General features: G+C 66.7%; 21 protein-coding genes and 1 pseudogene. 8 read left to right on the top strand and 14 right to left on the bottom strand.

The annotated features are described in order from the left end of the window. The 13 genes and pseudogenes from G315_RS0103005 to G315_RS0102945 form a co-directional block, all read right to left on the bottom strand. Positions 1-1,260, bottom strand: coding sequence for a glycosyltransferase (locus G315_RS0103005; RefSeq protein WP_026338813.1), 1,260 nt, complete (start codon positions 1,258-1,260; stop codon positions 1-3). Then, complete coding sequence (locus G315_RS0103000; RefSeq protein ID WP_019611903.1) at positions 1,250-2,467, bottom strand: TIGR04063 family PEP-CTERM/XrtA system glycosyltransferase; 1,218 nt, start codon at positions 2,465-2,467, stop codon at positions 1,250-1,252. Before G315_RS0103000 ends, G315_RS0103005 begins: the two co-directional genes overlap by 11 nt. Before the next feature lie 13 nt (positions 2,468-2,480). After that, positions 2,481-4,376, bottom strand: coding sequence for an XrtA/PEP-CTERM system amidotransferase (locus G315_RS0102995; RefSeq protein WP_019611902.1), 1,896 nt, complete (start codon positions 4,374-4,376; stop codon positions 2,481-2,483). 249 nt (positions 4,377-4,625) lie between these two features. Continuing rightward, on the bottom strand, positions 4,626-5,750 hold the full coding sequence (locus G315_RS0102990) for a TIGR03088 family PEP-CTERM/XrtA system glycosyltransferase (protein WP_019611901.1): 1,125 nt from the start codon (positions 5,748-5,750) through the stop codon (positions 4,626-4,628). Positions 5,751-5,797: 47 nt separating this feature from the next. Beyond that, on the bottom strand, positions 5,798-7,348 hold the full coding sequence (xrtA, locus tag G315_RS0102985) for an exosortase A (RefSeq protein WP_019611900.1): 1,551 nt from the start codon (positions 7,346-7,348) through the stop codon (positions 5,798-5,800). Next, positions 7,338-8,588 (bottom strand): TIGR03087 family PEP-CTERM/XrtA system glycosyltransferase, encoded by a 1,251-nt coding sequence (locus tag G315_RS0102980; RefSeq protein ID WP_019611899.1) that lies wholly within the window; start codon positions 8,586-8,588, stop codon positions 7,338-7,340. Before G315_RS0102980 ends, xrtA begins: the two co-directional genes overlap by 11 nt. A 45-nt stretch (positions 8,589-8,633) precedes the next feature. Beyond that, positions 8,634-9,007: pseudogene (locus G315_RS13705) on the bottom strand (GxxExxY protein). 112 nt (positions 9,008-9,119) lie between these two features. Beyond that, positions 9,120-10,187 carry a FemAB family XrtA/PEP-CTERM system-associated protein gene (locus G315_RS0102970; RefSeq protein WP_018144831.1) on the bottom strand — a complete coding sequence of 356 codons (1,068 nt, stop codon included), beginning with the start codon at positions 10,185-10,187 and terminating at the stop codon, positions 9,120-9,122. After that, complete coding sequence (locus G315_RS0102965; protein ID WP_018144832.1) at positions 10,171-11,076, bottom strand: XrtA system polysaccharide deacetylase; 906 nt, start codon at positions 11,074-11,076, stop codon at positions 10,171-10,173. Before G315_RS0102965 ends, G315_RS0102970 begins: the two co-directional genes overlap by 17 nt. A gap of 15 nt (positions 11,077-11,091) precedes the next feature. After that, positions 11,092-12,171, bottom strand: a complete 1,080-nt coding sequence (locus G315_RS0102960; RefSeq protein WP_018144833.1) for an XrtA/PEP-CTERM system-associated ATPase — start codon at positions 12,169-12,171, stop codon at positions 11,092-11,094. 3 nt (positions 12,172-12,174) lie between these two features. Continuing rightward, on the bottom strand, positions 12,175-13,650 hold the full coding sequence (locus G315_RS0102955) for a TIGR03016 family PEP-CTERM system-associated outer membrane protein (RefSeq protein WP_018144834.1): 1,476 nt from the start codon (positions 13,648-13,650) through the stop codon (positions 12,175-12,177). A gap of 22 nt (positions 13,651-13,672) precedes the next feature. Beyond that, a complete protein-coding gene (locus G315_RS0102950) occupies positions 13,673-14,569 on the bottom strand; it encodes an XrtA-associated tyrosine autokinase (RefSeq protein ID WP_018144835.1) in 897 nt (298 codons plus the stop codon). Between the two features lie 115 nt (positions 14,570-14,684). Further along, positions 14,685-16,205: an XrtA system polysaccharide chain length determinant gene (locus G315_RS0102945; RefSeq protein ID WP_018144836.1), complete on the bottom strand. Its 1,521-nt coding sequence runs from the start codon at positions 16,203-16,205 to the stop codon at positions 14,685-14,687. Positions 16,206-16,572: 367 nt separating this feature from the next. Here G315_RS0102945 and G315_RS0102940 point away from each other — a divergent pair, with 367 nt between their 5' ends. From G315_RS0102940 to G315_RS0102910, 7 genes are all read left to right on the top strand, one after another. Then, positions 16,573-17,145, top strand: a complete 573-nt coding sequence (locus tag G315_RS0102940) for a PilZ domain-containing protein (RefSeq protein ID WP_018144837.1) — start codon at positions 16,573-16,575, stop codon at positions 17,143-17,145. 128 nt (positions 17,146-17,273) lie between these two features. Beyond that, positions 17,274-17,990 (top strand): acyl-homoserine-lactone synthase, encoded by a 717-nt coding sequence (locus G315_RS0102935; protein WP_018144838.1) that lies wholly within the window; start codon positions 17,274-17,276, stop codon positions 17,988-17,990. Between the two features lie 2 nt (positions 17,991-17,992). Further along, positions 17,993-18,868, top strand: coding sequence for a PEP-CTERM/exosortase system-associated acyltransferase (locus G315_RS0102930; RefSeq protein WP_019611898.1), 876 nt, complete (start codon positions 17,993-17,995; stop codon positions 18,866-18,868). Next, positions 18,865-19,767, top strand: a complete 903-nt coding sequence (locus G315_RS0102925) for a ThiF family adenylyltransferase (RefSeq protein ID WP_019611897.1) — start codon at positions 18,865-18,867, stop codon at positions 19,765-19,767. Before G315_RS0102930 ends, G315_RS0102925 begins: the two co-directional genes overlap by 4 nt. A 4-nt stretch (positions 19,768-19,771) precedes the next feature. Then, the gene (locus G315_RS0102920) at positions 19,772-20,587 is read left to right on the top strand and encodes an outer membrane lipoprotein-sorting protein (RefSeq protein WP_026338812.1); all 816 of its coding nucleotides are present in this window, start codon (positions 19,772-19,774) and stop codon (positions 20,585-20,587) included. After that, a complete protein-coding gene (locus G315_RS0102915; RefSeq protein WP_019611895.1) occupies positions 20,565-22,277 on the top strand; it encodes a LysM peptidoglycan-binding domain-containing protein in 1,713 nt (570 codons plus the stop codon). The genes G315_RS0102920 and G315_RS0102915 overlap by 23 nt, the downstream gene beginning before the upstream one ends. Further along, on the top strand, positions 22,277-24,535 hold the full coding sequence (locus G315_RS0102910; RefSeq protein WP_018144843.1) for an RND family transporter: 2,259 nt from the start codon (positions 22,277-22,279) through the stop codon (positions 24,533-24,535). Before G315_RS0102915 ends, G315_RS0102910 begins: the two co-directional genes overlap by 1 nt. A gap of 356 nt (positions 24,536-24,891) precedes the next feature. Here G315_RS0102910 and G315_RS14615 read toward each other — a convergent pair whose 3' ends face one another. After that, positions 24,892-25,116: a hypothetical protein gene (locus G315_RS14615; RefSeq protein WP_196801696.1), complete on the bottom strand. Its 225-nt coding sequence runs from the start codon at positions 25,114-25,116 to the stop codon at positions 24,892-24,894. Between G315_RS14615 and G315_RS0102905 the strand changes: the two genes are divergently transcribed. Beyond that, a complete protein-coding gene (locus G315_RS0102905; RefSeq protein ID WP_026182054.1) occupies positions 25,019-25,981 on the top strand; it encodes a PEP-CTERM sorting domain-containing protein in 963 nt (320 codons plus the stop codon). The two genes, G315_RS14615 and G315_RS0102905, sit on opposite strands and share 98 nt — an antisense overlap. Positions 25,982-26,077: the final 96 nt, after the last annotated feature.

Raw genomic sequence — 26,077 nt, 5'->3', positions numbered from 1 at the left:
TCAGCCGGACCGCGCGGTCCCGGGGGCCGTCGCGGTATCCGCGGCCGCGATCTGCTCGAAGGCTGCAACCAGCTCCGGGATCCGCGTCTCCCAGGCATTCGCCCGCGCATGCGCCAGGATGGCCTCGCGGTCCCATTCGCGCTCGAGCGCCTCCAGCAGGGCGTCGCGCAGCGCGTCATGGTCACCATACGGGACCACGATCCCGACCTGATCGGAATTCACCACCTCGGCGTTGCCCCCAACCCGGGTGGTCACGATCGGCAGGGCGCAGGCCGACGCCTCGAGGAAGACATTCGCCCAGCCCTCGAACCGGGTGGCCAGGACGAACACGTCGCCGGCCGAATAGACGAAACGCAGGTCTTCCGGCGATACCTGCCCCAGGAACCAGACCCGGTCTTCCAGACCCAGGCTCGTTACCTGCTGGCGCAACTCGGCCTCGTTGTTGCCCTCGGGGGTCGCGCCGCCGGCAATGACCAGGTGCAGGTCGGGTTGCGTGCGCAGCAATTCGGGGAGGGTCGCGATCACCCGGTGAAAGCCCTTGCGCTCGGTCAGCCCCCCCACCGACACGAGGAAACGGCCCTCCTGCGGCAGACCCAGGCGCTGGCGGGCCCCGGCCCGGTCCTCGGGATGGAAACGCGTCAGGTCCGCGCCGTTGCCGACGACCTGCACATGCCCGGGGGCCTGCCCCCAGGCGATCGCATCCTGGCGCAGCGAGTCCGCCACAGAGAACACCCGCGCCGCCGCGCTCATCGCCCGGTTGATCTGGCGCCGATGCAGGGCGCTGCCGGCGAAGCGCGTCAGGCTGCCGCGCAGGGTGATGGTGTAGGGGCAGCGCAACCAGCGCGCCAGCCAGCGCGCGGCCACGCCATCGGGATAGACAAAGTGGGCGTCGATCAGCTCAAACCGGAAATCGCGCCGCAACCGCCGCATCAGCCAGAAACTGCCCAGCGCCAGGAAGAGCCCGTCGGTCCACTTGAGCACGCCCGGAAAACAGAAGAACCGCGGGTGATAGACCACAATGCCGTCCTGCTCCTCGTAGCGCGGCAGCGGCGGGCGCGAGTGCGGCCGGAGACGCCCGAGCAGCCCCTGGAAGGGGAACCACGGGGCCGGCGCCACGACGACCAGGTCCAGGTGTTCGGCCACCCGCCGCATGCGTTCGCGCACGAACAGCCCCAGGTTGGGTTGCGCCGCGCTGGGGTAGACGCGGGTGAACACCACCATGCGCGGACGCCGGCCAGCGTGACGCCGGTCACCGGGCATGGGCGGGCTCCACGACACCCCGCAGACGTTCGTAAATCGCCTGGTATCGGGCAACACTCCTCGCCCAGGTGCGTTCCTGCTCGACAAAGCGGCGCCCCGCGGCGCGTACCGCATCCCATTCGGGCGCGCGGGCCAGGGTGTCGAGCACCGTGTCCGCCAGCGCCCCCGGGTCGTCGGCGGGGAACAGCCAGCCGGTTTCGCCGTGCCGGATCAGTTCCTGGTGTCCGCCGACATCCGAGGCCACCAGCAGTCGCCCCTGGGCCATCGCCTCCAGCGGCTTGAGCGGGGTCACCAGCTCGGTCAGCCGCATCGAGTGCCGTGGGTACACCAGCAGATCCACCAGGTCGTAGTAGCGCTGCACCTGGTCATGCGGCACCCGACCCGCAAAGACGACCTGCTCGGCGATGCCCAGGCGCCGGGCCTGCTGCTGCAGGCGTTCCGCCTGCGGCCCGCCACCCACCAGCAGGATGCGGACATCCGGGGCCTGCGCCCGGATGCGCGGAAAGGCCTCCAGCAGCAGGTCCAGCCCCTCGTAGGCATAGAACGAGCCGATAAATCCCAGCACCCGGGCATTGGCCAGCCCGAGCTGCGCCTTAAGCTCGGCGTCCGGCGCCCCGCCCAGGCGGAAGGCCTCGGCATCCACCGCATTCGGGATCACGGTGACGCGGTCCTGCGGGATGCCCCGGGCGACGATGTCCCGCCGCAGGCCTTCGCAGATGGTCGTCACGTGGTCCACCCGGCGGAACACGTACGACTCGAAGCCGCGCGTCATGCGGTAGCGCAGTCCGTGTTCGCGGCTGGTCCCGTGATCCACCGCGGCATCCTCCCAGAAGGCCCGCACCTCGTAGACCACGGGGATGCCGAGACGCCGCCCGACCCGCAGGGCCGGCAGGGCATTGAGAACCGGGGAATGGGCATGCAGCACATCCGGTTGCACCTCCCGGGCCACGGCCTCCAGGCGCCGGGTCAGGGCACGCATCAGCCCCCATTCGCCAAGCCCTGGCAGCGTCCCGGGGCGATAGCGCGTGCGGTAGAAGTGCAGGCCGTCGACATCCTCCTCGTCCGCATCCACCGCACCCTGCTTGGGGCTGGTCAGGTGAAACGTCTCCCAGCCGAGCCGGTGCTGCTCGCGCAGGATGGCGGCCGTGCGGAAGGTATACCCACTGTGCAGCGGGATGGAGTGATCAAGGACATGCAGGATCTTCATTGCCACCCCCGCATCAGGCCGTCGACCGGGCCAGGAAGCCCTCGAACATCAACAGCGACCACAGGGCCGGGCTGTGGTCGCGGGCGCCACTGGTGTGCTGGTCCACGAGGGTCTTGAGATAATCCATGTCGAAGATGCCGGAGTCGGCGATGCGCGGCCCCAGCACCTGCGCCCGCATGCGTTCACGCAGCGGTCCGCGAAACCACTCGGCGACCGGGACGGCGAAGCCCTTCTTGCGCCGATAGAGGATTTCCTCCGGCAGGTAGGGCTCCATGGCCTTTTTCAGCACGTACTTGCCCTCCGCCCCCCGCAGCTTGAGATCCGGGGGCAGGCCCGAGGTCCACTCGACCAGCTGGTGGTCGAGCAGGGGCACCCGGACCTCCAGCGAATGCGCCATGCTCGCGCGGTCGACCTTGGTCAGGATGTCGCCCGGCAGGTAGGTCTTCATGTCCAGGTACTGCACCAGCGACAGCGGGTGCTCGGTGGGAGCGCGCGCCGCATGCCGACGCAGGACCTCCACCGCGCTGTAGCCCTGAAGCGAGCGCCGGAACGCTGGCGAAAACAGGTGCGCGCGCAGATCGTCGCGCAGGATGGATACCCCCTGGAAATAGCCCTCGACCGAGTCCCGCGCCAGGGCCTGGAAGGTGGCGCGGGCGCGGAACGGGCGCGGTGCCCAGTCGGCCTTGGGATACCACCGCGCCAGGGTCCCGAACACGGCCCGCCGAAGCCCCAGTGGCAGCGGCGCGCGCAGGCGTTCCTCCGCCAGGTGATGGCGATAGCGCCGATAGCCGGCCAGGTTCTCGTCGCCGCCGTCCCCGGACAGCGCAACCACGACCTGCCGGCGTGCCTGTTCGCAGACCCGATAGGTCGGCAGCGCGGAACTGTCGGCAAACGGTTCATCGTAGAGCCCGCTCAGGCGGTCCAGCAGCGCAAAGTCGTCGGGATCGACCTCCTGCGTGCGGTGATCCGTGTGGTAGCGCTCGGCGACCATCCGCGCGTAGCGGGATTCGTCGTAGGCCGGATCGGCGAAGCCGATGGAACTGGTGCGCACCGGGTCGTCGGACAGCCCCGCCATCATCGCGACCACCGCGCTGGAGTCCACCCCGCCCGAGAGGAAGGCCCCCAGCGGGACCTCCGCGACCATGCGGACGTCCACTGCCTCGCGCAGGCGCGCCGTGAGTTCCTCGGCGGCGGTCGCTGCATCCGCCACACCACTGTCGCCGAACGGGATGTCCCAGTATTCGCGCGGTTCACTCAGGTTGCCCTGTCCGCGGCGCACGGTCAGCGTGTGGCCGGGCGGCAGCTTGTGCACGCCGCGGAAGATGCTGCGCGGCTCCGGCACGTAACCGAAGGCGAAATAGTCCTCCACTGCGTGCGGGTCCATATGTCGCGGCATCCCCGGATGCGCCATCAGCGCCTTGAGCTCCGAGCCGAAGATCAGGTGCCCGTCCGCCAGCGCACTGTAGTACAGCGGCTTGACCCCCAGGCGGTCGCGGGCGAGGAACAGGGTGTCGCGATTGCGATCCCAGACGGCGAACGCGAACATGCCACGAAAGCGCTGCACACAGGCCTCGCCCCACTCCTCCCAGGCATGCACGATCACCTCGGTATCACAGTGGGAGCGGAACCGGTGCCCCGCCTGCTGCAACTCGGCGGTCAGCTCCGGGAAGTTGTAGATCTCGCCGTTGTAGGTCACAACGACGGTCTCGTCCTCGTTGAACAGCGGCTGCTGCCCGCCGGAGAGGTCGATGATCGACAGGCGACGATGCGCCAGCCCGACGCCCGGCTCCAGGTGCACACCCCCCTCGTCCGGACCGCGGTGAAACTGGGTCTCGTTCATCGCCTCCAGCAGGGACCGATTGATCGGCTGCCGGTCGCGCAGATCGAAGATGCCGGTAATGCCGCACATGTCGGGTTCCTGATCGCTTCCTTGCCGAGGCCAAGTGACGCCGGACGGTGCCCCCGGGGAGGCCCTGATCGGGGCAAGCCCCGCCGCACCATCACGGAAAATCCAGCATAAACGACAACCCCGCCGCGGACCGACCGCGATACGCGCCACAGGGCCCCTGGCGTTAGCGCCGGAACTAACGGCGGCGCCGCCCCGCGTTCTGTGCCGCCAAGGGAGGCGCTGATCCATCCACGCAGTCGCGTCGATGGATCAGCGTCTACCTAATACCCGGTCGTACACTCCCATGTACCCCGCGACCATCGCGTCCATGCTGAACTCCGCCTCGGCCCGCGCACGAGCGGCCACACCTTGCCGTGCGGTCCGTGCCGGGTCGCCGGGATAGGCCATCAGCGCGGCCGCAATCGCGTCCGGATCGCCCGCCGGGACCAGCACCCCGGTCACCCCCGGCTGGACGAGGTCCGGGTTCCCCCCGACATCCGTCGCGACCACCGGGAGCCCGGTGGCCATCGCCTCGAGGATGGTGTTGCAGATGCCTTCGGCCAGCGAGGGAAGGACGAAGAGGTCCAGCGCCCGCAGGCAGTCGGGGATATCCTCCCGGGCACCGGGGAGCCAGGCCTGGCCCGCCACCCCGGACTGCTCCAGCAGCTGGCGGACCTCCCCGCGCAGCGGGCCGTCCCCGATCATCGCCAGACGCAGGCGCGGAAACTCCGTCGGCATCCGTTCGCGCAGTGCGACAAAGGCCCGTGCCAGGTCCAGCGGCGCCTTGACCGCCTGCATGCGCATGACCGAGCCGATCACGAAGGTACCGGGGCCCCGGAAGCCCTCTGGAAACGGGGGCACGAACGCCTCTGACGTTGGTGCGAAACGGCCGGTATCCACACCATTGAAGATGTGCGAAAGACGCGCTGTGGGCACCCCGATCGCATCCCGCAGGTAGCCCTTTTGATGCTGCGAAAGGGCAATGTAGTGTCGGACCAGTGGCCGCATCAGCCGGCGCAATCGGCGGTTGCGGTCGCGCGTGCCGTCCAGGTCGCCGACATCCCAACCGTGTTCGCCATGCACGCGCGCGCGCACGCCGGACAGCGCGGCGGTCACCTGCGCCTCCAGCGTGCCGAAGTTCCGGGTATGGACGATATCCGGTTGCAGGGCGCGCAGCAGTCGCCACAGGCGAACGTGGACCTGCGGGTCCTTGCCTTCGCGCTTGTGCAGGGCATGCAGACTGACATCGTCGCGCCGGATGCGCAGGCGAAAATCGGTGTAGTCCGTCATGCAGATGATGGCGTGCCGGAAGCGGTCCGCGGGCATGTGGTTGATTAGATTGACCAGCCCGTTCTCCATCCCGCCGATGTCCAGGCGATGGATGATATGCGCCACACAGGGTCGCGGGTCACCATCCCGGACGGTCTTGGCGGATGCGCCCGTCACTGTCGCGCGACAGCGGCGAGCTGCTCGAGGAGCTCGGGCAGGACGTCGGCCGCATAGGCCTGTAGCGTCGCCTCCTCTTCCCCGGGCTCGGAGCCATAGGGCACATAGAGCACGACCAGGGCCGCGTCATCGCGGCCACCCACCAGGCGGTTCAGCGCCTCGCGAGCCTTGACCGTATGCGGCAACGTGGTCAGCTGGCCGTCCACCCAATACCAGCGCCAGACCAGCAGTTGCTGCCCGGGCCCGTGCAACAGGAAACGTTCGGGATTGGGGTAACCGTCGACCGTGGCCTGCCCGCGATGGGATTGCGACCAGGACCCCACGCGGTGACGCCCGGCCAGGGTATTGCTCCAGCCCACCATGTTCCCGTAATGGTGCTGTTCGCGGTAGAACAGCACGTGCACGCCCACCGGCGGCCCGCCATATTCCGCCGTGACGAGACCACCCCGGCCATCGCGGGCGCCGCGATAACCCGGCTCCCAGGCATCGGCCTGATCCTCCAGCACCCGCCAGCCGGGCGGGGCCAGCGGGCCCGCGCCCAGACCCGCCACCGGACCGAGATCACGCTGGTTCATCCAACCCGCATACAGCGGGGCCATGCTGGCCAGCACCACCGCCAGCAGGGCCGCCACGGCGAACGGTCCGGCCTGCAACGAGCGTCGCTGTTTCGGCGTGTGCACGCGTGCGGCGGGCGGGTCCATATCTTCGCGCCAGAAGGCCCCGATCCCGAACATCAGCGCAATGACCACCCCGAAGAAGATCCACCCATAGATCAGGTGATCGACCCCGGCCGCATACTCCATGTCGCTCAGATGACCAATCATCACGATCATGTAGGCCCGCAGGCCATTGGCGACGATCGGCACCACGATGGAGACGCCGACAAACACGAACCGCCGCCAGGGGCTGCGATACATGAGATAGGCGTACAGGGTGCCGAGCGCGACCGACGCGATCAGATAGCGCACACCACTGCAGGCCTCGACTACCGACCAGCGGCCCGTGGGCAGATCGAAATACAACCCGTCGCGATAGACCGGGATCCCGGTGAGCTGTACCGCCGTTACGGTGAAGTCCGCGGTGAAATCCATCAGCGGCGGCACCAGGAACTCACCGAACGGGACCGCGAACAGCAGGTACGCCAGAGGGAATTGCAAGCGCCAGGTGATCGCATTGCCCAGCACGAGCCAGAACAGCGCGGGGATCATCAGGACGGCCGCGAACTGACGCACGGACACCACATCCACCAGCTCTCCCGCCACCCAGACCAGCGAAAAGCCCAGCAAGGGCAACAACGCCCACCAGGAAGGACGCGGCTCCAGGGCCAGCACCTCCTCGCGCTTGAGAAACAACAGAAACAGCACGATGGGGACAATCAGGAAACCATGGGCAAAGGTCTCCGAACGGTTCCAGACGGCCACAATGGATTCGAACGTCGGGTAGAACATCCATCCCAGCACGACCAGACCCAGCACCAGCACCGGCCCGGCCAGCCACCAGGACGAGCCGCGCACGGACGCCCGGATGTTGAGCGTTTCAGCGTCCATGGGCAGCCTCCGGGACTGGCTCGGCGCCGGGGACCCCGCCGGGGTGCAGGCGGAGAAACTCGCCCAGGTGCGCGAGATTGCGCGCCCAGTCATAGTCCGCCAGCACCCGGGTGCGCGCCGCGTGCCCGAGCGCCGGATCCGGTGCACGCAGATATCCGGAAACGGCCTGCAGAAACGCGCCCGGTTCGGCCTCGGCACGGATCACCTCGCGCCCAGCCATCGCGGTCAGGCCTTCCAGAGCCTGCGGGCTGGCCACGACCGGGCGCGCCAGGGCCATCGCCTCCAGGACCTTGTTCTGCACCCCACGGGCGATTCGCAGGGGCGCAATGACGACGGTCGCGTGCGCGATCCACGGTCGCACGTCGTCCACGAATCCGGTCACCGTGACACCGGGGCGATCCGCCAGCGCCATCACCTCCGGGGCCGGCCGGCTGCCAACGATGCAGAACTCCACACCGGGATGTTCGAGCCGCAACGCAGGCAGGACGTGGTCGGCGAACCAGATCACGGCATCGACATTGGGCCAGTAATCCATCGCCCCCGAGAACACCACGGTGCGCACCCCCTCCGCATAGGGACCGGGTGCCGCAACCGCATCGGGCGAGAAGAAGTCGGCATCGACACCGTTGTTCAGGGCATGCACCCGGTCCGCCACTTCCGGTGCTTGCTCGCGAAAGGTGTCCGCCTCGGCCGGCGACACGAACAGGCTGGCGTCACTGGCCTGCGCGACCTGTCGCTCGTATGCCAGCAGCCGCCGCCCTTCGCGCCGATATATGGCGCTCATGGGCCAGCGACGCGTCGGCGCATACTGCGTCCACTTGTCGGAATCCACGTCCACGAAGTCGACCACCCGGGTCAGCCCGTCCCCCTCCGGCAGGTACTGGGCCATCGCCGAGGAAAAGGCCAGGGCTCGGGCGACCGGCTGCCTTGCCAGCGTTGCCCGGACCCAGCGCGCCAGTTCCCGGTCGCGATACCACGGCACGCTGAGCGCCTCGCCACTCAGCAAGCCGCTCAGGGCGCGCAACTGGGCACGGCGGCGCGGCAATGGACGGGCACAGACACTGGCGCACAGCCCTTCGAGTTCGGGCAGGTAGGCAGCGTCGGCCGGGTCATCGATGAACGTGCCGAGATGCACGCGATAGTGCTGCGCCAGATAGCGCAGGATGTGGTGCGAACGGATCTTGTCGCCCTTGTTGGGCGGCCACGGAATCCGGTGCACCAGATACAACAGATCATCCATAAGGCTTGTTCACCACGAAGCTCGCGAAGGCACGAAGAAGGGCATTCAAATCAAAGAACCAGGGTTGAGGCCATCGTTGAGGCGCCCGCTGTTGAAATGGATCAACAGGGCTTGCGCGATATTCGAGAGTTTCATGTACCTGAGAGTTTGGGCCACGTGAACCCGTTGCAGGGCATCCACACTTTTCAATTCCATCATCAGTCTGTCCTCGACCAGGATGTCGATACGGTATCCACAATCCAGCGTCTGCCCTTGTAAGTGACGGGTATCGGAACCTGAGACACACAGGACAGGCCCGATTCCAGCATTTCGTGCACCCGGTATTTCTCGCAAACCGATTCCAACCGTCCCGGCCCAAGCTCACGATGTACCTCGATCGCCAATCCGATGGCCTTTCTCGATAGCGGGTCGAATTCGATTTCTCCCCCGGACAATCTTTTCTGGATGCACTTCGTGTCTTCGTGCCCTTCGTGGTCAATCCGCCCTTGACCTGCTCGGCGTTCTCTGTGGCCTCTGTGGTGAAAAGGCCCTTCAGCCGAGGGAGCGGGAGATCTTGGGGCCCAGCCAGTTGGCCACGGGCAGGGGCAGGCGCTGCCAGGCGGCGATGAAGTAGCGGTACTTCGGGTTGAGGGGATTGACGTCCGGCATCTCTCGAGCGCGTACCAGGTCGTATTCGTAGTACAGCGGCTGCGGCTCGAAGCCCCAGTTCTTCTTGAAGCTGAAGGACCCGGTATCGCGCTTGCTGCGGCCGAAATCGAACACCCGGTAGCCCGCCTCGCAGGCACGGCGCATCAATTCCCAATAGAGGAAGTCGTAGCCCGCCACTTCGCGGGCCCGCGGGGTTCCCGCGCCGTAGTAGGGCAGCACCTCGTTGCGGAACCAGAAGCTGACCACGCTGGCGATCGCTTCGCCCTCATGCGTCACCGTCAGCACGTCGCAATCATCACCGAACACGTCGAGCAATTTGCGGAAGTAATTCGGGCCGAAGACCGGGGTCCCCATGCGCCGGACATTGGCCGCGTAAATCGGGTAGAAGCGGTCGATGTCATGTTCGACCTCGCTGACCAGGCCCGCCTTGATGCCCTTGCGCACCATGCGCCGCTGTTTGCGCGGGATCGCATTCATGTTCGCGTCGACATCCGGATCCAGAAGGCGGCGGAAGGTGAAGTAGAGCTCGCTCTTGGTCGGCCAGTCCGGGTGCCTCGGTTCGCGCTGGCGATACTCGAGATAATCAACATTCAGGCTGCGGGCGAGCTCCTGTGCTCGGGCATCCAGCGCCGCAGCCGCGCCGTCGGTGACTGCGGCCACACCACCGTAGACACAGAACGGCAGCGATGACAGCGAGTCCCCAAACAGACGGGAACGGATACGGGCCAGCGGCAGCACGCCCTGTATGGCGCCATCCACCTCGGCATAGAGGAAGTGCGTCTCGTGTCCGAACGCCTCGCGCAAAACGGTCGACCAGCCTGCGCGGTGGAAGAAGGTGGCCTGCGGACAGTTCTCCACGAACGCATCCCAGCGCGCATGGTCGGCCGCACACAGCTTCCGGACCTGCAGGGCACCGGTACCGCTGGCACGTTGATCAGGCGGTTCGTACATTGTCTTCCCCTGTCACTCTTGCATGGTCCCCGGGTGCCGTCAGTTCCGCGGCAAACACGCGGTCCATGCGATCCCAGCGAAAGTCCTGCAGAAGACGCTTCAGGCGCGACTCCATGCGGTGCAGGTTCACGTAGTGCCGGAAACGGCTCCGCGCCCCAAGCCCGGACACCCGCGGCTGATCGGGGTCGATCTCCCAGGGATGGAAGTAGAAAACCGCCGGCATCCCGTCCCGTGCCCCGATACGCCGAAGGGCCCCGCGCGACATCACATAGGGCAGCAACCGGAAATAGCCGCCACCGGCCGCCGGCAGGTTGCGCCCGCCCATGCGGAGGGTCGCCGGGGGCAGCTCCAGGACCCCGGCGGGCATCGGGCGATGCGGGTGTCGCGGGGCCTTCGGCATACCGTAGTGATCGTGGTGCACCGGGTAGATACTCGAGCTGTACTCCAGTCCCGCCTCGCGCAGCACCTCCAGCGCCCAGAGATTGCCCTCGCCGATCGAGAAGCTGGGCGCGCGATAACCGCGGACCGGTGCTCCGGAGAGGTCCTCGAGAATGCGCTGGGCGCGCTCGATATCGGCGCGGAAGGCCGCGGGCGTCAGATCCGTGACCCGCTCGTGGCCGTAGCCGTGACTCGCCAGCTCATGGCCGGCGTCGACGATGCGGCGGATCGCATGCGGGTAACGCTCGGCGATCCAGCCGAGGGTGAAGAAGGTCGCCTGCGCGCCGCTCTGATCGAACAGCTCGAGGATGCGATCAAGGTTGCGCTCGATGCGGCATTCGCGGGTGTCCCAGGTATCGCGCGGGATGCGCGGGGCCAGTGCCGAGACCTGGAAGTAATCCTCCACATCGACGGTCAGGGCGTTGGGCCGATCGGGACTTTGCGTCTGCATGTCAGGCCTCGGCAGCTACGACTGCGCGGCACTGGAAACCGGCGCCAGCGACGCCGTTTCGTAGCCCTCGTCGCGCACGATCTTCAGCACCTCCTGGGTCGCCCGGAAGTTGACCAGGAGATTGCGCTCGATCCGCTGCAGGCGTTCCTCCAGTGCCTCGATATCCTGTTCGATCCGCAGCATGGAGACCTGGCTGGCCACCAGGCGATCATCCAGGCCGTCCGACCCCGACCCGGCTTCGGGGCGTACCGAGGCAGACGGCCCCTCATCCAGCAGGACCCCTTCCAGATCTTCCTCGATCTCGTCGATCACCTGCTGCGCCCGCGCGGCATCCAGGTCGGTACATTCCTCCAGGTACCCCATCAGCAGCAGGCGGTCACAGAAGGTGTTTACCTTGCGCGGAATGCCGCTGGTGTAGTCGTGGATGCGCGCCCAGATGTCGTCCTCGAAATGCGGCCGCTCGTTCCAGCCGACCCGGGCGAGCCGGTGCTCGACGTAGGCCCGGGTATCGTCTGCGTCCATCGGCCCCAGGTGGTAGGTCGCAATCACCCGCTGGCGCAGCTGCTGCATGTCCTCGCTCCGCAGCAGGCGCCGGAATTCCGGCTGCCCGAGCAGGAAGCTCTGCAGCAGCGGCCCGTCCTCGCCCTGGAAATTGGAGAGCATGCGCAGCTCCTCAACGGCATCGGGGCCCAGGTTCTGCGCCTCGTCGACCACCAGCAGCGCGCGCTGGCCACGCGCCCGGGTATCGCGCAGGAAGGTCTCCAGACGGCGCAGCTGGCCGGCCTTGTGACTGGGAGCATCGTCCAGCCCGAACGCGAGACAGACCGAACGCAGCAAGTCTTCTGCATCCAGCTGGGTGCTGACCAACTGCGCCGCCACCAGGGGCTTGTCACTCAGGGTCTCGAACAGACTGCGCACCAACGTCGTCTTGCCGGCCCCGACCTCGCCGGTAATAACGATGAAGCCCTCCTCCAGCTGCACGCCGTATTCGAGATACGCCATCGCCCGACTATGGCCCTTGCTGGCATAGAAAAAACGCGGATCGGGGCTCAGGGCAAAGGGGCGGCCGGTGAAGCCGTAGAATTCTTCGTACATGCCTCAGAACTCCTTGGTCAGCGTGCCGATGATCGCGTTCTCGCGATACTCGTTGTCCGCGCTGTTCGACTCCCGACGCTGGTGCCGGACGGCCAGGCTCGCGGTGGTGTCCGGGGCCAGCTGACGGCTGACACTGGCACGCAGGTACCAGAGGTCGTCCTCGCGATCGCTGTCGGTAAAATCGGTCTGGGTGACGCCAGCGCTCACCAGGGACGTCGTACGCGGGCCATACCGCCATTGCCAGAAGGCATTGGCCCCGCGCTGGATCCGGTTGTCCTCGAACAGGCCGACATTGGTCTGGGTCTCGGATTCACGCTCGGTCTGCACCAGGTTGATCCCGAATACGCTGCGACCGGTGTCATAGCTCCAGCCCGCACGCCAGCTCCGCGTAAAGTAGTAGCCCTCGACGAACGCCTCGTCGCCCAGCTGCGGATTGAGGGCGAACAGGAAGATCTCCTCCAGGGTGTAGTTCTCCAGCAACTCGTCGATGGTCATGAACTGCGCATCCTCCGCCAACTGGGCAAAGGGGCCCTCACGCCGCTGCCGGGTCGAGCTCACCCCCTCGTCGTAGCTGAGGCGGTAGGTCGAGCGGCGACTGCGATGATTCACGGACAGCGCGCGGTTCTTGCCGAAATAGCGCTCGCCGTAACGCGCCTCGATGTTGGTGACCCGGGTCGGGGCCCAGCCTGCGCCGACCTGCCAGAAACTGCCGTCATCGTCTTCGCGGGTCGTCGCGTAATCATTGAAGTCCTCGCCCACCACGCCGAACAGACGCAGGGACCGCCCGAAACGATAGCCGAGCGTCCCGCTGACCTGCCCGAACTCGCCCTCCAGGCCATTGTCGAAGCGCTCCTCCTCGTAGAACCCGGCGACCTGCCAGAACGGGCGGTTGAAGGCAGCTCCGCTGTTGAGGACGTACTCGCCCCGGTGGAAGTCGCTGTCCTGGCGGTTGCTCTGGTGGTACAGGGTCGCGCCATAGGTGTAGCGGACCTCCTGCGTGGCGAAACTGCCGTAACGGGTCCGCAGCATCGGCGAGACGCTGTAGGCGGTGGTCTCCTGCAGGTTTCCGCGCGGGGTACTGCTACCGATGCCTACCGGGTCAAGGAGCGACGCCACCTGCTCGGTACGCGAGGCCCCGGCATTGACAAAGAAGGTGTCGTCCACCAGCTCCCAGTTGCTGCGCCCGCGCAGGGCGTGCGTCGTGCGCCCCTGGCGCGAGTCGTCGAGATAAAAGCGCGAGTTCAGGCGGTAATCGATACGGGTATCGCTGCGTGCGCCTTCCCCGCGCAGCGTAAATCCGGGGCTGACGGTACCGATCAGGTCCGCTTCCTCCTGGCCTCGCGGGGCCAGACGGGCGTTGTCGGTGACCTCGGCCGACACCGTGACCCGCGGGGTCAATGTCCACTCGACAGCCAGCGCACTTGCGGGCGATGCCAGCGCGACCACGGCCATGCCGACCAGCCACCAGCGGGCCGGCAACGGCCGCCCCGTGCGCTGGAAGCTAGCGGGCCGAGGTGTCGGCGACATGATCACGCTCGATGCCATAGTAGCTACCCCCGTAATATTGACCGCCGATGCCGATACCGGGCGTCGCGCGGTTGAGGGAGGTGAGCACGACGCCGCAGGAATCCAGCTGATGCATGGCTCGCTCCACCGTGCTCGCCGGGGTGCGATCGGCCTCCACTACCATCACGACCTGCCCCATGTGCGTCGCCAGGACGCCCGGCTCGCTGGTGGCCAGCAGGGGCGGGGAGTCGAACAGGATGATGCGATCCTCGTACCGGTCATGCAGATCATCGACCAGATCCCGCATCACGTCGCTCGCCAGGATCTCGGTCGAGCGTCCGTGGGGGCGGCCTGCCGGCAAAACGGTCAGGTTTTCCACGTTGGTTCGCAGCAGGACATCGGGGATCTGGATGTCGGGTTCGCTGAGGACATCCATGAGCCCGAGATCAGCGTGAAACCCAAGGGTGCGGGGGATAGCCGGTCGTGATACATCGGCATCCACCAGCAGCACGGTGCGCTCCAGCTCCATCGCCATGCTCAGGGCCAGATTTACGCTGGTGAAGGTCTTGCCTTCCCCTGGCAGGGAGCTAGTGATCATGATCAGCCGGCCCTTGGGCACACGCATCGCGGCATGACGCCCGAATGCATTGTTCAGCAGGGGGCGTTTCATCATGCGGAACTCTTCCGCCACACTGGAACGCTGATCCCCCGGAACGATGAGTCCCTGCTTGCGCAGCCAGGCAAAATCGATGCTGACTTCCTGCGACACCGGCTCTCGCCAGCGTTCGGGCTCGCGCGTGGCGGCTTCGGGGGCGGCCGCCTGTTCGGCCGTTGTTTCAGGGACCGGCTGACGCGCCCGGTTCTTGTCCAGTGCCTTCTCGATAATGCTCATTATGCTGTCAGCCCCTTGCCGGCAACCGACTCCGTCGAGTCGGCCGGTTCCCTGAAAGATAGTCGGCACGCCACCGAATTGCCGGGGCATCCCATCCCGCACCTGCGCGGTTCCGTCATCGCAACAGCCCCAGGAGATCGTCCAGAAGGGCTTCCGATCCGGTCGCGTAAAGTCCCATAACCACGGCATATACCAGCACCAGCGCCCCCAATGCGGCGGTGAACACCATCAGCTCGGACAACCGGCGATGGCGGCTCATCGGCGTACGCACCCGCGAGACACTGCCCAGAACCGGGCGGCCGGTGACCGCCGCCAGCTGGTGGCTGCTACTGATCGTTCGGCGCAGCTGCGACAGCAGGAACGCAAAGCCGGTGCCCGCACCCAGACCGACCAGGAGTACGGCCGTGGCCAGCATGGGTCGATCCGGCGAGGCCGGGGCTGTGGGCTGACGCGGCGGCTCGAGCACACGGAAGTCGACCGCGTCGGTCTGGCTTTCGACGGCCCCCGACATCACCGCCTGCTCGCGGCGATCCTGCAACTGGCGATAGGAGTTGCGCATGACGTCGTAATTGCGGGTCAGGGAGGTCAGCTCGGACTCCACCGCCGGTGCGCGATCCACGTCGCCCTCCAGCCGCGCAACCCGGTCCTCGAATTCGGCGATCCGGGTCGTCAGTGACGCGATCTCGCTTTCGGTTTCGCTGATGGCATTTTGCAGTACCTCGTTACCGCTGCCCGGGCGCTGGATCGCCTGCGGGTTCTGCGTCTCTTGTTCACGACGCGCCTCCAGCTCCTCCAGAATGCGCCGTGACGAGACCAAATCCGGGTGCTCGTCGGTGTAGTGCAGACGCATCGAATCGATGCTTTGCTGCAGGTCGCTGATACGCCGATCCAGCTCCGCGTTCTCGTAACTCCCCGGTCCGCTTCCGGCTCGCCGCACGAGGGTTTGCAACCGGCTCTGCGCCTCCCGCTTTTGCAAGCGTGCTTGCTGCAGCTGGTCACGGGTGCGCTCGAGACGCGAGTAAAAGTTGCCGTCGCCGCTGAGGAAGCGCGCATTGTCGCGCTTGAACTGCTCGATCTTGGCCTCCTTCTCCTGCAGCTGCTGCTCGTAGTTCTCGAGCTGGCGTTCGATGAACGCCTGCGAGGTGGTGAGATCGAGGCGCGAGTCGCCCATGCCGCGAGCCATGAACAGATCGACCGTCTCGCGAACCACGCGATAGGCCACCTCGGGGTTTCCGTGACGGAAACTCACGCTGTAGATGTTGTCGCGCTCGCCGACGTCCAGCGTCAGCCGTGCGCGCAGCAACGCGATCTGGGCATCCAGGTTGGAGTTGCCGGTCAGAACGTCGAGGTCGCTCTCGCGGGCGATCTCCTCGAGGTTGTCACGACTGAACAGGGTACGGGTGATCATGAGCAGGCGCTGCTCGGTGTTCGGCCGCACCGTCATCCCGCGCAGCAGCGGATCCAGCACCGACTGGGTATTCACATAGACCCGGGCATCTGCCTGATAGGTATCGGGCAGGTTGTGGGCGTAGGCCCAGCCGCCCAGACAGACCAGCCATGCAATGGGCAGGATCCACCAGCGCTTGCGCCAAGTGGAGCGAACATGCTGCCAGAGCTCTTGAACGATCTTTTCCATACAACCCAGCTTCCCGCCGACCGCACCGGCGCCTAGTAGCGCTCGCGGGCCGATCTGCTAACAAATACCTGTCCCCCCGGACGCGCCTGCCTTGCGCCGGGACCCCCCGGGCTCGACACCGGCGTGCCGGCGAGGCCGGGTTGGGAGAAATCCCAGGTTCATTGAAGTGGGTTTGCCAGGGACTGTCCACAGATGTCGGGATTGTTTACAGCTGGCGAACTGACGGGCAAATCACGGCGCAGGCGACTCGCGCGAGGATGAGCGAATCCCTGTCATTTCTGTGTACTGGTACAGAGTTTGCTGCTGCACACACAGGGTAGAGTTTCACATCCGCAGCGGCCCCTGCACCGACCATCAAGGATCGCTGATGAGTCACGAAAAGTTGGCACTGGAGCTCGCGGACTTCTGGTTCCCCGCAATCGTGAACGAGACATGGGCAGAACGTCTCCGCATCCTCGACGAGATCCATGGCCAGCTATACCAGGACCTGGAAACCGCCGGGGAGTACGAACAGGTCTCCGCCAGCTTCGTCGCGGCGTTGATCAACCGGCTGGGGTCGCCCCCGATCACCGAACCGGCACAGGCACAGATCTACGCCGGATCGGCGGAGGAGCAGCACTGGGGCGCAGCCATCGCGTGGCAATTCGGCGAGGGACAAGAGGCCGACGAGGCCACTAGCGAGCAGAGGGAACGACGGCGCTGGCCGCGCGAGGCGGTCAACCTGCGCACGGAAATGTGGATCCAGGGACGGCCGGCTCACTGCCGTCTGATGGACATCTCGCGCTCCGGCGCGCGCGTCATGCCGCTGCGCTACCAGCCACGGCCACCGCCCGGGACCGCCATCCGGGTAATCGTGCCGAATGACGGCGCCCGCGACGGCGTCGTTGTGTTTTCCAGTCCACGGGGGGTCGGGCTGCAGTTCGCGAATGCCGCCGCCTGAAGCGAGCGGCTACTAATCTCCAACCCACGGGAGCAGACAGATGAATCACTGGACGACCATTCAGGCAGAAATCGCAAAAGCGTCCCCGCAACCGCTCGTCGCGTCCGATTTCGGACGCGCCCGATCAGATGGATAGCCCCGGCCGGATCCGCACCTACCTCGCCCGGTCGGAGGCCGCCCGACGCATTCATTACCGGCTGCGTTACGAGGTGTACTGCCGCGAAACCGGGTTCGAACCCGCCGAGCAGCACCCGGAGGGCATTGAGCGCGACGCCTACGACGAACATGCCGAACACTTCCTGATCAGCCACGAGGGTCGCCCGCCGGAAACGCGCTGGGTCGGCGCGATGCGCCTGATCCTCCCGGGCAAGCGCCCACTGCCGACCACGACAAACTGCCGACTGTTCCCGGAGGTGGAGGCCGACGCCGATGTTCCGGCAGTGGAAGTTTCGCGACTGATCGTACGCGGGGCCTCGCCCGAGGTGCTTTATCACCTGTGTCAGGCCTCGCAGGAATACGCACGACGGCATGGATACCTGCGCATGTTCTTTCTGGTGCGCCCGGCGCTCGCGCGACTGCTGCGATGCCATGGCTTGCCCGTCGAGGTCTGTGGCTCGCCGCACCGGCATCGGGGCACACGCATACCCTGCCTGACGCACACGGACGAAGCGGGCGAGGCCCTGAAGGCCTGGCGGCAGCGATTGCAGCTTCCGGCACTTTCGGAAGTTCCGCACTACACTGCATGGGAGAGTCCCGGACCGGAATGCACGCCGCGCCATGCGGAAGCTCCCGAGCCATGGGGTCCGCCCTCGGATACGGCGGGGCTCGTAGCAGGAGGAAACTAGTCGTGGAAAGCGACTCGGTAGTCAGTGCGTTCAATCGGTACTTCGACCTCTCCACGCGCACCGGGCAAAGCCTGGAGGAGATCCAGCATCTTCGCTATCAGGTGTACTGCAAGGAGTTCGGCTTCGAGCGTGAAGAAGACTGCCCGGGGCACAAGGAGATCGACGAGTACGACACCCAGGCCTGGCACTGCCTGCTGGAACACAAGCCCAGCGCCATGGCGGCCGGGTGTGTGCGAGTGGTCCATGTCGACGCCCATGATTCGATCACGCAATTGCCGATGGAACGCCATTGCAGCGAGAGTTTTTTCGACAGCGCCTGGCGCCCCGACCGGCTGGACCGCGACAACATCTGCGAGGTATCCCGCCTCGCCGTCCACGGCATGTTTCGGCGGCGCCATGGCGAGACCGCCACACCGTTCGGCGACATCGAGGCACTGGAAATCTCGCCCGACCAGGTTCGCGTATTCCCGATCCTGGCGGTCAGCCTGTTCGTGGCCGCGACCCTGCTCTGCGTGCACCACCGCAAGCAGCATGCCTTTGCCATGATGGAGCCAGCACTCGCCCGCATCCTGCGCCACACCGGACTCGAGTTCACTCAAATTGGCGAGATCGTGCACTATCACGGCAAGCGCGCAGCGTTCTATATCGACTCCGGGGAGGCGTACGAAAGCATCCGGCAATCCAGTGCCCTGAGCGAGCTGTGCCGGCACGTGGAATCGACCCTGCTGCACCGACCGCATCCACTGCCCGCCACCACGCCGATGAAGGCCGCCCGGCCCCGCGTCGCCCCCATGCGCCCGGCAGGCCTGCCGGGCGGTCGGGCGTGGCACCCGCGACCGACGAGGCCTGAAAATGGATACCACGGGTTGAGGAATTGAGCTCCGCCTTCGACTACCAGACGGCATTCGCCCGCACCGTCGGCTGGGTGACCACCAGCGAACTGCAGCGGATGCGTGGGGCGCGGATTGCAATCGCGGGCCTGGGCGGTGTTGGCGGTGCCCATCTGCTGACACTCGTACGCCTCGGGATCGGCCACTTCCGCATCGCCGATCCGGATATCTTCGAACTGCACAACATGAACCGCCAGGTTGGGGCGGCCCTGTCGCGCCTGGACCGGCCCAAGGTCGAGGTGCTGGAAGAGATGGCCCGGGACATCAACCCGGAGCTCGAGATCGACGCGTTCCCGCAGGGCATCAGTCCGGACAACCTCGGTGCGTTCCTCGCCGGCGTGGATGTCTATGTCGATGGCCTCGACTTCTTCGCCTTCGACATCCGGCGCCAGGTGTTCGCGGCCTGCGCCGAGCGCGGCATCCCGGCCGTCACGGTGGCGCCCCTCGGTATGGGGGCGGCGCTCCTGAACTTCCGTCCCGGCGGGATGAGCTTCGATGCCTACTTCGACCTGCACGACGGCCTGGACGACGAGGAGTTGGCGCTTCGTTTCATGATTGGGCTGGCCCCCGCCATGCTGCAGATGGCCTACCTGGCCGACCCGACAGCCGTCGACCTGGCCGCGCGGCGCGGGCCCTCCACGCCCATGGCCTGCGACCTGTGCGCCGGGGTCATGGGAACCGAGGTGCTCAAGCTCTTGCTGGGCCGCGGGACGGTCACGTGGGCCCCGCGGGGCGTGCATTTCGATGCCTACCGCCAGCGCCTGGCGCGGACGTGGCGCCCGGGCGGCAACCGCAACCCGCTGCATCGCCTGCTGATCCGCATGGCCCGCAAGCGACTGCACGCCCAGCGCGCCCAACAGCGGGCCGCAAACCCGGGGGTACAATGACGCCATGATGACCCGGATCGCCATGTTCGCCGGCACGGCCCTGCTGCTGTCGGCCGCCGTCCTCCCCACCGCGGCCCTGGCCGAGGAATCCGCGGCACGCGATCTGGCGCGCGCGGTGCACGAACGCCCGGACGGCGACGACGCCGTCACCCGCGGGATCATGACCCTCACCGGCGGCGGCCGCCGCGAGCGGGTACGCGAAAGCTACGAATACCGCCTGGAAGGCGACGAGCCCGGCGCCAGCCGCAACCTCATCCGCTTCACCTCGCCGCGCAACATCGCCGACACCGCCATCCTGATCCACAACCACCCCGGGGGTGACGTCGATCAGTGGTTGTATCTCCCCGCCATCCAGCGCGAGCGCCGCATCAGCAGCGAGAACCGGGGCGGCAGCTTCGTGCAGTCGGAACTCTATTTCGAGGATCTGGAAGACCGCGAACCACACAAGGACCACCATCGCATCCTGGGCGAGGAAACCTACGAAGGGGCGCCCGTCACTATCCTCGAAAGCATCCCCGTGGACTCCGGCAACTCCGTCTACAGCAAGCGCGTCAGCTGGATCCACAAGGAGACCATGCTGCCGCTGCGAATTGACCTGTACGAAGGGGGGGACGAACCGTCCAAACGCCTGGAGGTCCAGCGGATCGAGGACATCCAGGGCTACTGGACGGTCACCCGCAGCGCCATGACCGATCTCGCCAGCGACCGCACCACCATCCTCGAGGTCGAGGACGTGACCTACAACAGCGGGCTGCCGAGCGAGTTGTTCACCATCCGCGGCCTGTCGGACCCGAGCCTTGCGCGCCCCTATCGCCCATAACGCCGACGGCCTCCGGGCCGGGGGGCACCCCGCCCTGGCCCTCGCCGCGTTGCTGGTGCTGGGCCCCCTGCCCCTGGCGGCCGCCTCTCCGGGACCGTATACGGTTCAGCCGGGCGACACCCTCTGGGACTTGGCCGAGCACCTGCGTCCGGACGAACACGCCTCCATCCAGGAGACGGTCCAGCTTCTATTCGAGCACAATCCGCACGCCTTCACCGGCGACGAACGCACCCTGCAGGTGGGCGCCGTCCTGTCGAGCCCGGATACCCCTGGCGGCCAGGCCAGGGCCGCCGACCCAGCGCACGCCGCACCTCCGCGAGCCCCCCAACACACCGACTCGGCATCGGCGGACAGCGTTGCAGCCACCCCCGACGGCGAAACACGGCGCGAGTTTGTATTTGGCGAACGGCCGGACGAGGACACAGATGCGGAAACCGAAACCGGCACCTCCGCCTGGGACCTGCGCGTCGACGAGGCGATGGTCGAACTCGGGGTCCTGGGCACCTCCGGGCGCCCCGTGGATTACGTGCAGCACGGGCGCGCCGTGGTCAGCGCCCGGCGCAACCTGAACGAGGACTGGGACCTGCGCCTGGGCGCCCGCATGGACGTCCAGGCACAACAGGGTGGCGACTATCCGCGCACGACGCGGGCCCGCGCCGACTACGACGAGAACTTCCTGCGTTACCGCGGCGACCGCACGCGCATCACGGTCGGCACCCAGCGCATCCTGTGGGGACGGGTGGACGAGATTCCACCCACCGACCGGCTCAGCACCAAGGATCTGACCCGCTTCGGGCTGGACCCCTACGGCGAACGCCGACGCGCGAATCCCGCCATCCGCGCGGAATTCTTCGAGGGGCCCTGGCACGCCGACCTGGTGTTCCTGCCCATCTTCCGGCCGGCGGAGCTGCCCGATCGCGACAGCCTCTGGCACCCGGTGGACCGCAACCGCGGCCGCCTGCTGGGGCTACCGCAGGACCCGGCACTGGCGCCCCTGATCGAACAGGCCACGCTCGACGACGATGTCTCCGGAAACGGCGGCGCCGGGGTGCGGCTGGGACGCTCCGGGCGGGGCGCCGACTTTGCCGTGACAATCCAGCGCGCCCGGCACTCGCAGCCCTACTACCGCTTCGATGGCGATACCCGCCAGGCCATCCTGACCGGCCAGCCCGCCGGGGACCCGACGCTGGAGGCCGTGCACCCGCGCACCTGGGTGGTCGGCGGCGACACCGCCTTTGCCACCGGCGCCTGGACCTGGCGGGCCGAGGCCGCCTGGCTCAGCGATGTGCCGGTCACCCGCGCGGACGATCTGCGCCAGACCACGGTGGAAGGCGTCGACTGGGTGATCGGTGCCGAGGGCTTCCCCGGGGACGGGGATTTCCGCATGACCACGCAACTGGCCGGCCAGCACCTGCTGAATGCCGGGGACATGCTGGATGCCCGGGAGAGCTACTTCCTGACCGGGGAACTGGAAAGCCCGTTCGGCGGCCACAACTGGCGCGCCCGCATGCGGTACTCGGTCGGCCTGAACCGGCGCGACATCTACCTGAACCCGGAACTCGCGTGGATTGCCCGCGAGCCCATGGAGTTCTATATCGGCCTGCACTGGCTGGACGGTGCCGAGGGTACCGCCGGGGGCTTCTATCGCGATAACCGCATGCTGGTAACGGGCTGGCGGGGTCAGTTCTGATGCGCTGGCTCCGAGGGCACCCCCTGCTCGCGCTGGGCATCCTGGCCCTTCTGATCCTCCTGCCCGGCCCCGTCCTGCTGCAGGTCAATCTGGACAACGCCCCAGAATCCTATTTCCCCGAGGACGCCCCGGCCGTCACCTTCGATCGTGAACTGCGCGAACGCTTCCCCCAGGATCAGGTGCTGGTCGGCCTGTTCACCGGAAGCGATCTGTTCGAGACGGACTTCCTGGAGCGCATCGATGCGCTGGCACAGGACATGGAGGCCGACCCGACCGTCGAACGGGTGCTGTCGGTCACCACCCTGGATCACATCCGGGCGACGGCGGACGGCTTCACGGTGGATCGTCTGGTCGACGGCCGGGCGCTGGACGAACGCACCCCGGAACAATGGCGCGAACGGGTGCTGCGCGATCGCTTCGCCCCCGGCCTGGTGGCCGGCACCGGAGGCGAGGCCCTCGCCGTGATCGTGCGCCCGCACGCCCTCGACAACAGCCTGCAACGCCTGCAACTGGAACGCCTGCTGCGCGACCGGATCGGCGCACATGACCTGGAAGACGAGCTGGCGGCCATTGCCGGACACATTGCCCTGGATGTCGCCCAGCTCCGGGCGATGGTCAAGGACCTCGCCTTCCTGGTTCCGGGCACCATGACCGTGAGCCTCCTGCTCCTGTGGTGGCTGTTCCGGCGCCCGCTGGTGGTCGTGCTGTCCGCGGCCACCATCAGCGCGGTGACCGGCCCCGCGATCGCCCTGCTGATCCTGCTGGACCGCCCGTTCACGCTGATCTCCGCGATCCTGCCGCCGTTGCTGACGGCGCTCACGGTGGCGATGCTGATGCACTTCTTCAACGCCATGCTGCACGCCGCGCAACGCGGCCATCAGGGGCGCGCGCGCGTGGAAGCGGCGCTTGCCGCCGTGGCCCGGCCCACGTGGTTCATGGCGCTGACCACCGCGGCGGGGCTTGCCTCGCTGCAAGTCAGCAGCATCCGGCCGATCGAGACCTTTGGCCTGATCGGGGCCTTTGGCGTCCTCCTCGCCGCGGCGATTGTGCTGCTGCTGCTGCCGGCGATCATGGGACGCTGGGACCGCGGCGACTGGCTCACGCCCAAGCGCGGATTGCTCCTGCTCGACCGCGTGACCGCGCTGGCGGCACACCTGGCAATCCGCCGGGCTGGCTGGGTGCTGCTGGCCACGGCCATCCTCCTGGCCCTGGCGATCCCGCAGATCCGACACGTCGAGGTCGAGACCGATCTGTACGCCTTCTTTGACGACAACCACTCGATTACCCAGGCCACCCGCGCGGTGGAGAGCGAACTCTCCGGGGTGATGGCACTGGAGGTGGTGTTCGACGGCCCGGACTGGGACAGCCTCCAGGATCCGGGCCGACTGCAGGCGATCCAGCGCGTACAGCACTGGCTGGACCAGCGACCGGAGGTCGACTACAGCCTGTCCCTGCCGGACCTGGTCGCGGAGATGCACTGGGCCTTCAACGAGGAAGATCCGGACTACCGCCGGATCCCCGACGACCCCAACCTGGTCGCCCAGTACCTGTTCATCTACGACGGCCGCGATCTGTTCGATGCCGTGGACCGCGACTTCGAACGCAGCCGCATCCTGCTCAACCTGAACGCCCACGGCGCCCGGTCCATCAACGCGCTGATGGACGATCTGCGGGGGTATCTGGAGGCCAACCCACCGGCCGATCTCGAGTGGGACATGGCCGGCATGGCAAGGCTGTTTGCGGATCAGGAACGCCTGCTGATTCAAGGCCAGCTCCACAGCCTGTATGCCGTGGCAGCGATGATCACGCTGCTGATGCTGCTGATGTGGCGCTCCGTTCCCCTGACCCTCCTCAGCATGATCCCCAACCTGGCTCCGGTGGCGATGATCTTCGCCCTGATGGGCCTGCTGGGCATCTGGCTGGACATGGCCACGGCCATGATTGCCAGTGTCGCCATCGGGATCGCAGTGGACGACACCATCCACATCCTGCACAACTATCGCCAGCGCCGCGGGCGTGGCAGCCCGGTTGCCTGGGCCCTCGCCCGGAGCTTCCGCCGCAGCGGTCGCGCGATTACCGCCACCACCATCGTGCTGGTGGCTCAGTTCCTGCTGCTGGCGCTGTCCGACTTCCAGCCCACGGCCGCCTTTGGCTGGCTGACCGCCTTCGGGCTGATCGCGGCCCTGCTGTTCGACCTGCTGGTACTCCCCGCCATGCTGGTCGTCGCGCATCGACTGTCGCGGGCGCGTACCGCCTAGACCCGTCGCGCCCGCCAGACCCGACCGGTCTTTCGGTGTTCGCGTACCCCGCACATCACGCCCCCTCGCAAACGGCCCGTCGCCCCGGTCCTTTGCCGGTCCCAAGGGCCTCCCGTGGCCCGTTGTCGATAGGCTTTACAAGTAGCCATTTCCGGCAGGTCACTGATTTTATGGAACTTGTTGCCCATGGACCCCTGCCCATCGGCCTGAAGCCCCGAACCCACGCCAGCCTTCGTCGACCCCCTTTACAGTTCCGCCCCGAGATCGCGGGCAAACCACCCGCACACGGCGGCGAATGCAAAACCCCCCGCCAAGCCCCTTAAATATCTATCGCAAAAACAATGGGTTATGAGCTATCAATTCTCAAGCCCAAGATTGGCACGGCATCTGCTTTGTAATAACTGCGACAGCAACAGACTCGGCCACCAGGCCAAACCCCGGCGATGGTTGAATCGTTTTAAATTGAGCATCAGGAGAAATACCTTGAACGCGAAAAAAGTACTTCTTGCTTCGCTCTGCGTCGGCATTTTCGCCGCAGGTGCGAGTACCGCGACGGCAGCGGAGGTGATCGACTTCGACATGAACCTCGACGCCACCGCAAACTACAGCGGATCGGTCGAAAACGTCCGCCGGATCCAGTTCGACCTGAACACTCAGACCTTCCAGTACATTCAGGACCCGAACAACCCGGTTCAGGTCGGCGATGTGTTCTATGACCGCGGGTACGGCGATGCCACGTCCTACCGAACCGTCACCAACGCGGCCGCACCCCAGTCCGGCGACATCCTTGGTAACGACTACTCCATGGGGCTCCTCTGGGACGAACTCCGCGGCGTGGTGACCGGCACCGATACAGTCGGCGGCAATTACGTCGTCAACGCCAACTACACCGCGGTAGGCACCGACAACTTCCAGCTGTTCATGTCCGGCGTGACGCCCGGTTTCGGTCAGGACTATGAAGCGGCGGCGGCACACTACAGCGCCGGCGAACAGGTCATGGAGATGGCCCTGAAGTCCGGCAACAGCATCCTGGAATTCGACAGCCAGGGCGGGGCCTTCATCGAGGGGACCTTCACCTTCGAATTCGAGGTGGTGAACGTGCTGCCGGGCTTCTGGTTTACCAGCGACGGCATCGACTTCGCCGACCTGCTGGAAGACGAAGAAGGCAATCCGACCTTCATCGTCTCCGCCTTCGCCAGCGCCGGCACCATCCAGGAACCGCCGCCGGAGACCTTCTTCGGTGACGATGCCAACAACGTGTACGGCGACACCCGCGAAGGCCAGTCCCTGTTCAGCGAAACCCAGTCCACCCACGATGGCAGCCTGCGCTTCGCAGTGCCGGAACCGGGCACCCTGGCGCTGATGGGCCTGTCCCTGCTGATCCTGGCCGGCTTCATCGGGGTCGGTGGCATCCGCCGCCGCTCCGCCTACCGCCAGGCCGCATAACCGACGCTAGAACGCTTTCTAGTCTTGATGGCCCTCCCCCCGGGGCATCGAGTTGAGGGCTCCCTTCGGGGAGCCCTTTTTTTGTTCCGCGATCCG

Origin of the sequence: Thioalkalivibrio sp. AKL7 (assembly GCF_000381705.1) — a bacterium.
Classification (GTDB): Bacteria; Pseudomonadota; Gammaproteobacteria; order Ectothiorhodospirales; family Ectothiorhodospiraceae; genus Thioalkalivibrio; species Thioalkalivibrio versutus.
Note: the sequence above shows the minus strand (reverse complement) of the source record. Positions and strands in the feature narration are given on the sequence as shown.

Coding starts and splice junctions, on each gene's coding strand:
- G315_RS0103005 (WP_026338813.1), bottom strand. CDS start 1,260: ATGCCCGGTGACCGGCGTCACGCTGGCCGGCGTCCGCGCATGGTGGTG.
- G315_RS0103000 (WP_019611903.1), bottom strand. CDS start 2,467: ATGAAGATCCTGCATGTCCTTGATCACTCCATCCCGCTGCACAGTGGG.
- G315_RS0102995 (WP_019611902.1), bottom strand. CDS start 4,376: ATGTGCGGCATTACCGGCATCTTCGATCTGCGCGACCGGCAGCCGATC.
- xrtA (WP_019611900.1), bottom strand. CDS start 7,348: ATGGACGCTGAAACGCTCAACATCCGGGCGTCCGTGCGCGGCTCGTCC.
- G315_RS0102980 (WP_019611899.1), bottom strand. CDS start 8,588: ATGGATGATCTGTTGTATCTGGTGCACCGGATTCCGTGGCCGCCCAAC.
- G315_RS0102970 (WP_018144831.1), bottom strand. CDS start 10,187: ATGTACGAACCGCCTGATCAACGTGCCAGCGGTACCGGTGCCCTGCAG.
- G315_RS0102965 (WP_018144832.1), bottom strand. CDS start 11,076: ATGCAGACGCAAAGTCCCGATCGGCCCAACGCCCTGACCGTCGATGTG.
- G315_RS0102960 (WP_018144833.1), bottom strand. CDS start 12,171: ATGTACGAAGAATTCTACGGCTTCACCGGCCGCCCCTTTGCCCTGAGC.
- G315_RS0102950 (WP_018144835.1), bottom strand. CDS start 14,569: ATGAGCATTATCGAGAAGGCACTGGACAAGAACCGGGCGCGTCAGCCG.
- G315_RS0102945 (WP_018144836.1), bottom strand. CDS start 16,205: ATGGAAAAGATCGTTCAAGAGCTCTGGCAGCATGTTCGCTCCACTTGG.
- G315_RS0102940 (WP_018144837.1), top strand. CDS start 16,573: ATGAGTCACGAAAAGTTGGCACTGGAGCTCGCGGACTTCTGGTTCCCC.
- G315_RS0102935 (WP_018144838.1), top strand. CDS start 17,274: ATGGATAGCCCCGGCCGGATCCGCACCTACCTCGCCCGGTCGGAGGCC.
- G315_RS0102920 (WP_026338812.1), top strand. CDS start 19,772: ATGATGACCCGGATCGCCATGTTCGCCGGCACGGCCCTGCTGCTGTCG.
- G315_RS0102910 (WP_018144843.1), top strand. CDS start 22,277: ATGCGCTGGCTCCGAGGGCACCCCCTGCTCGCGCTGGGCATCCTGGCC.
- G315_RS14615 (WP_196801696.1), bottom strand. CDS start 25,116: ATGTCGAAGTCGATCACCTCCGCTGCCGTCGCGGTACTCGCACCTGCG.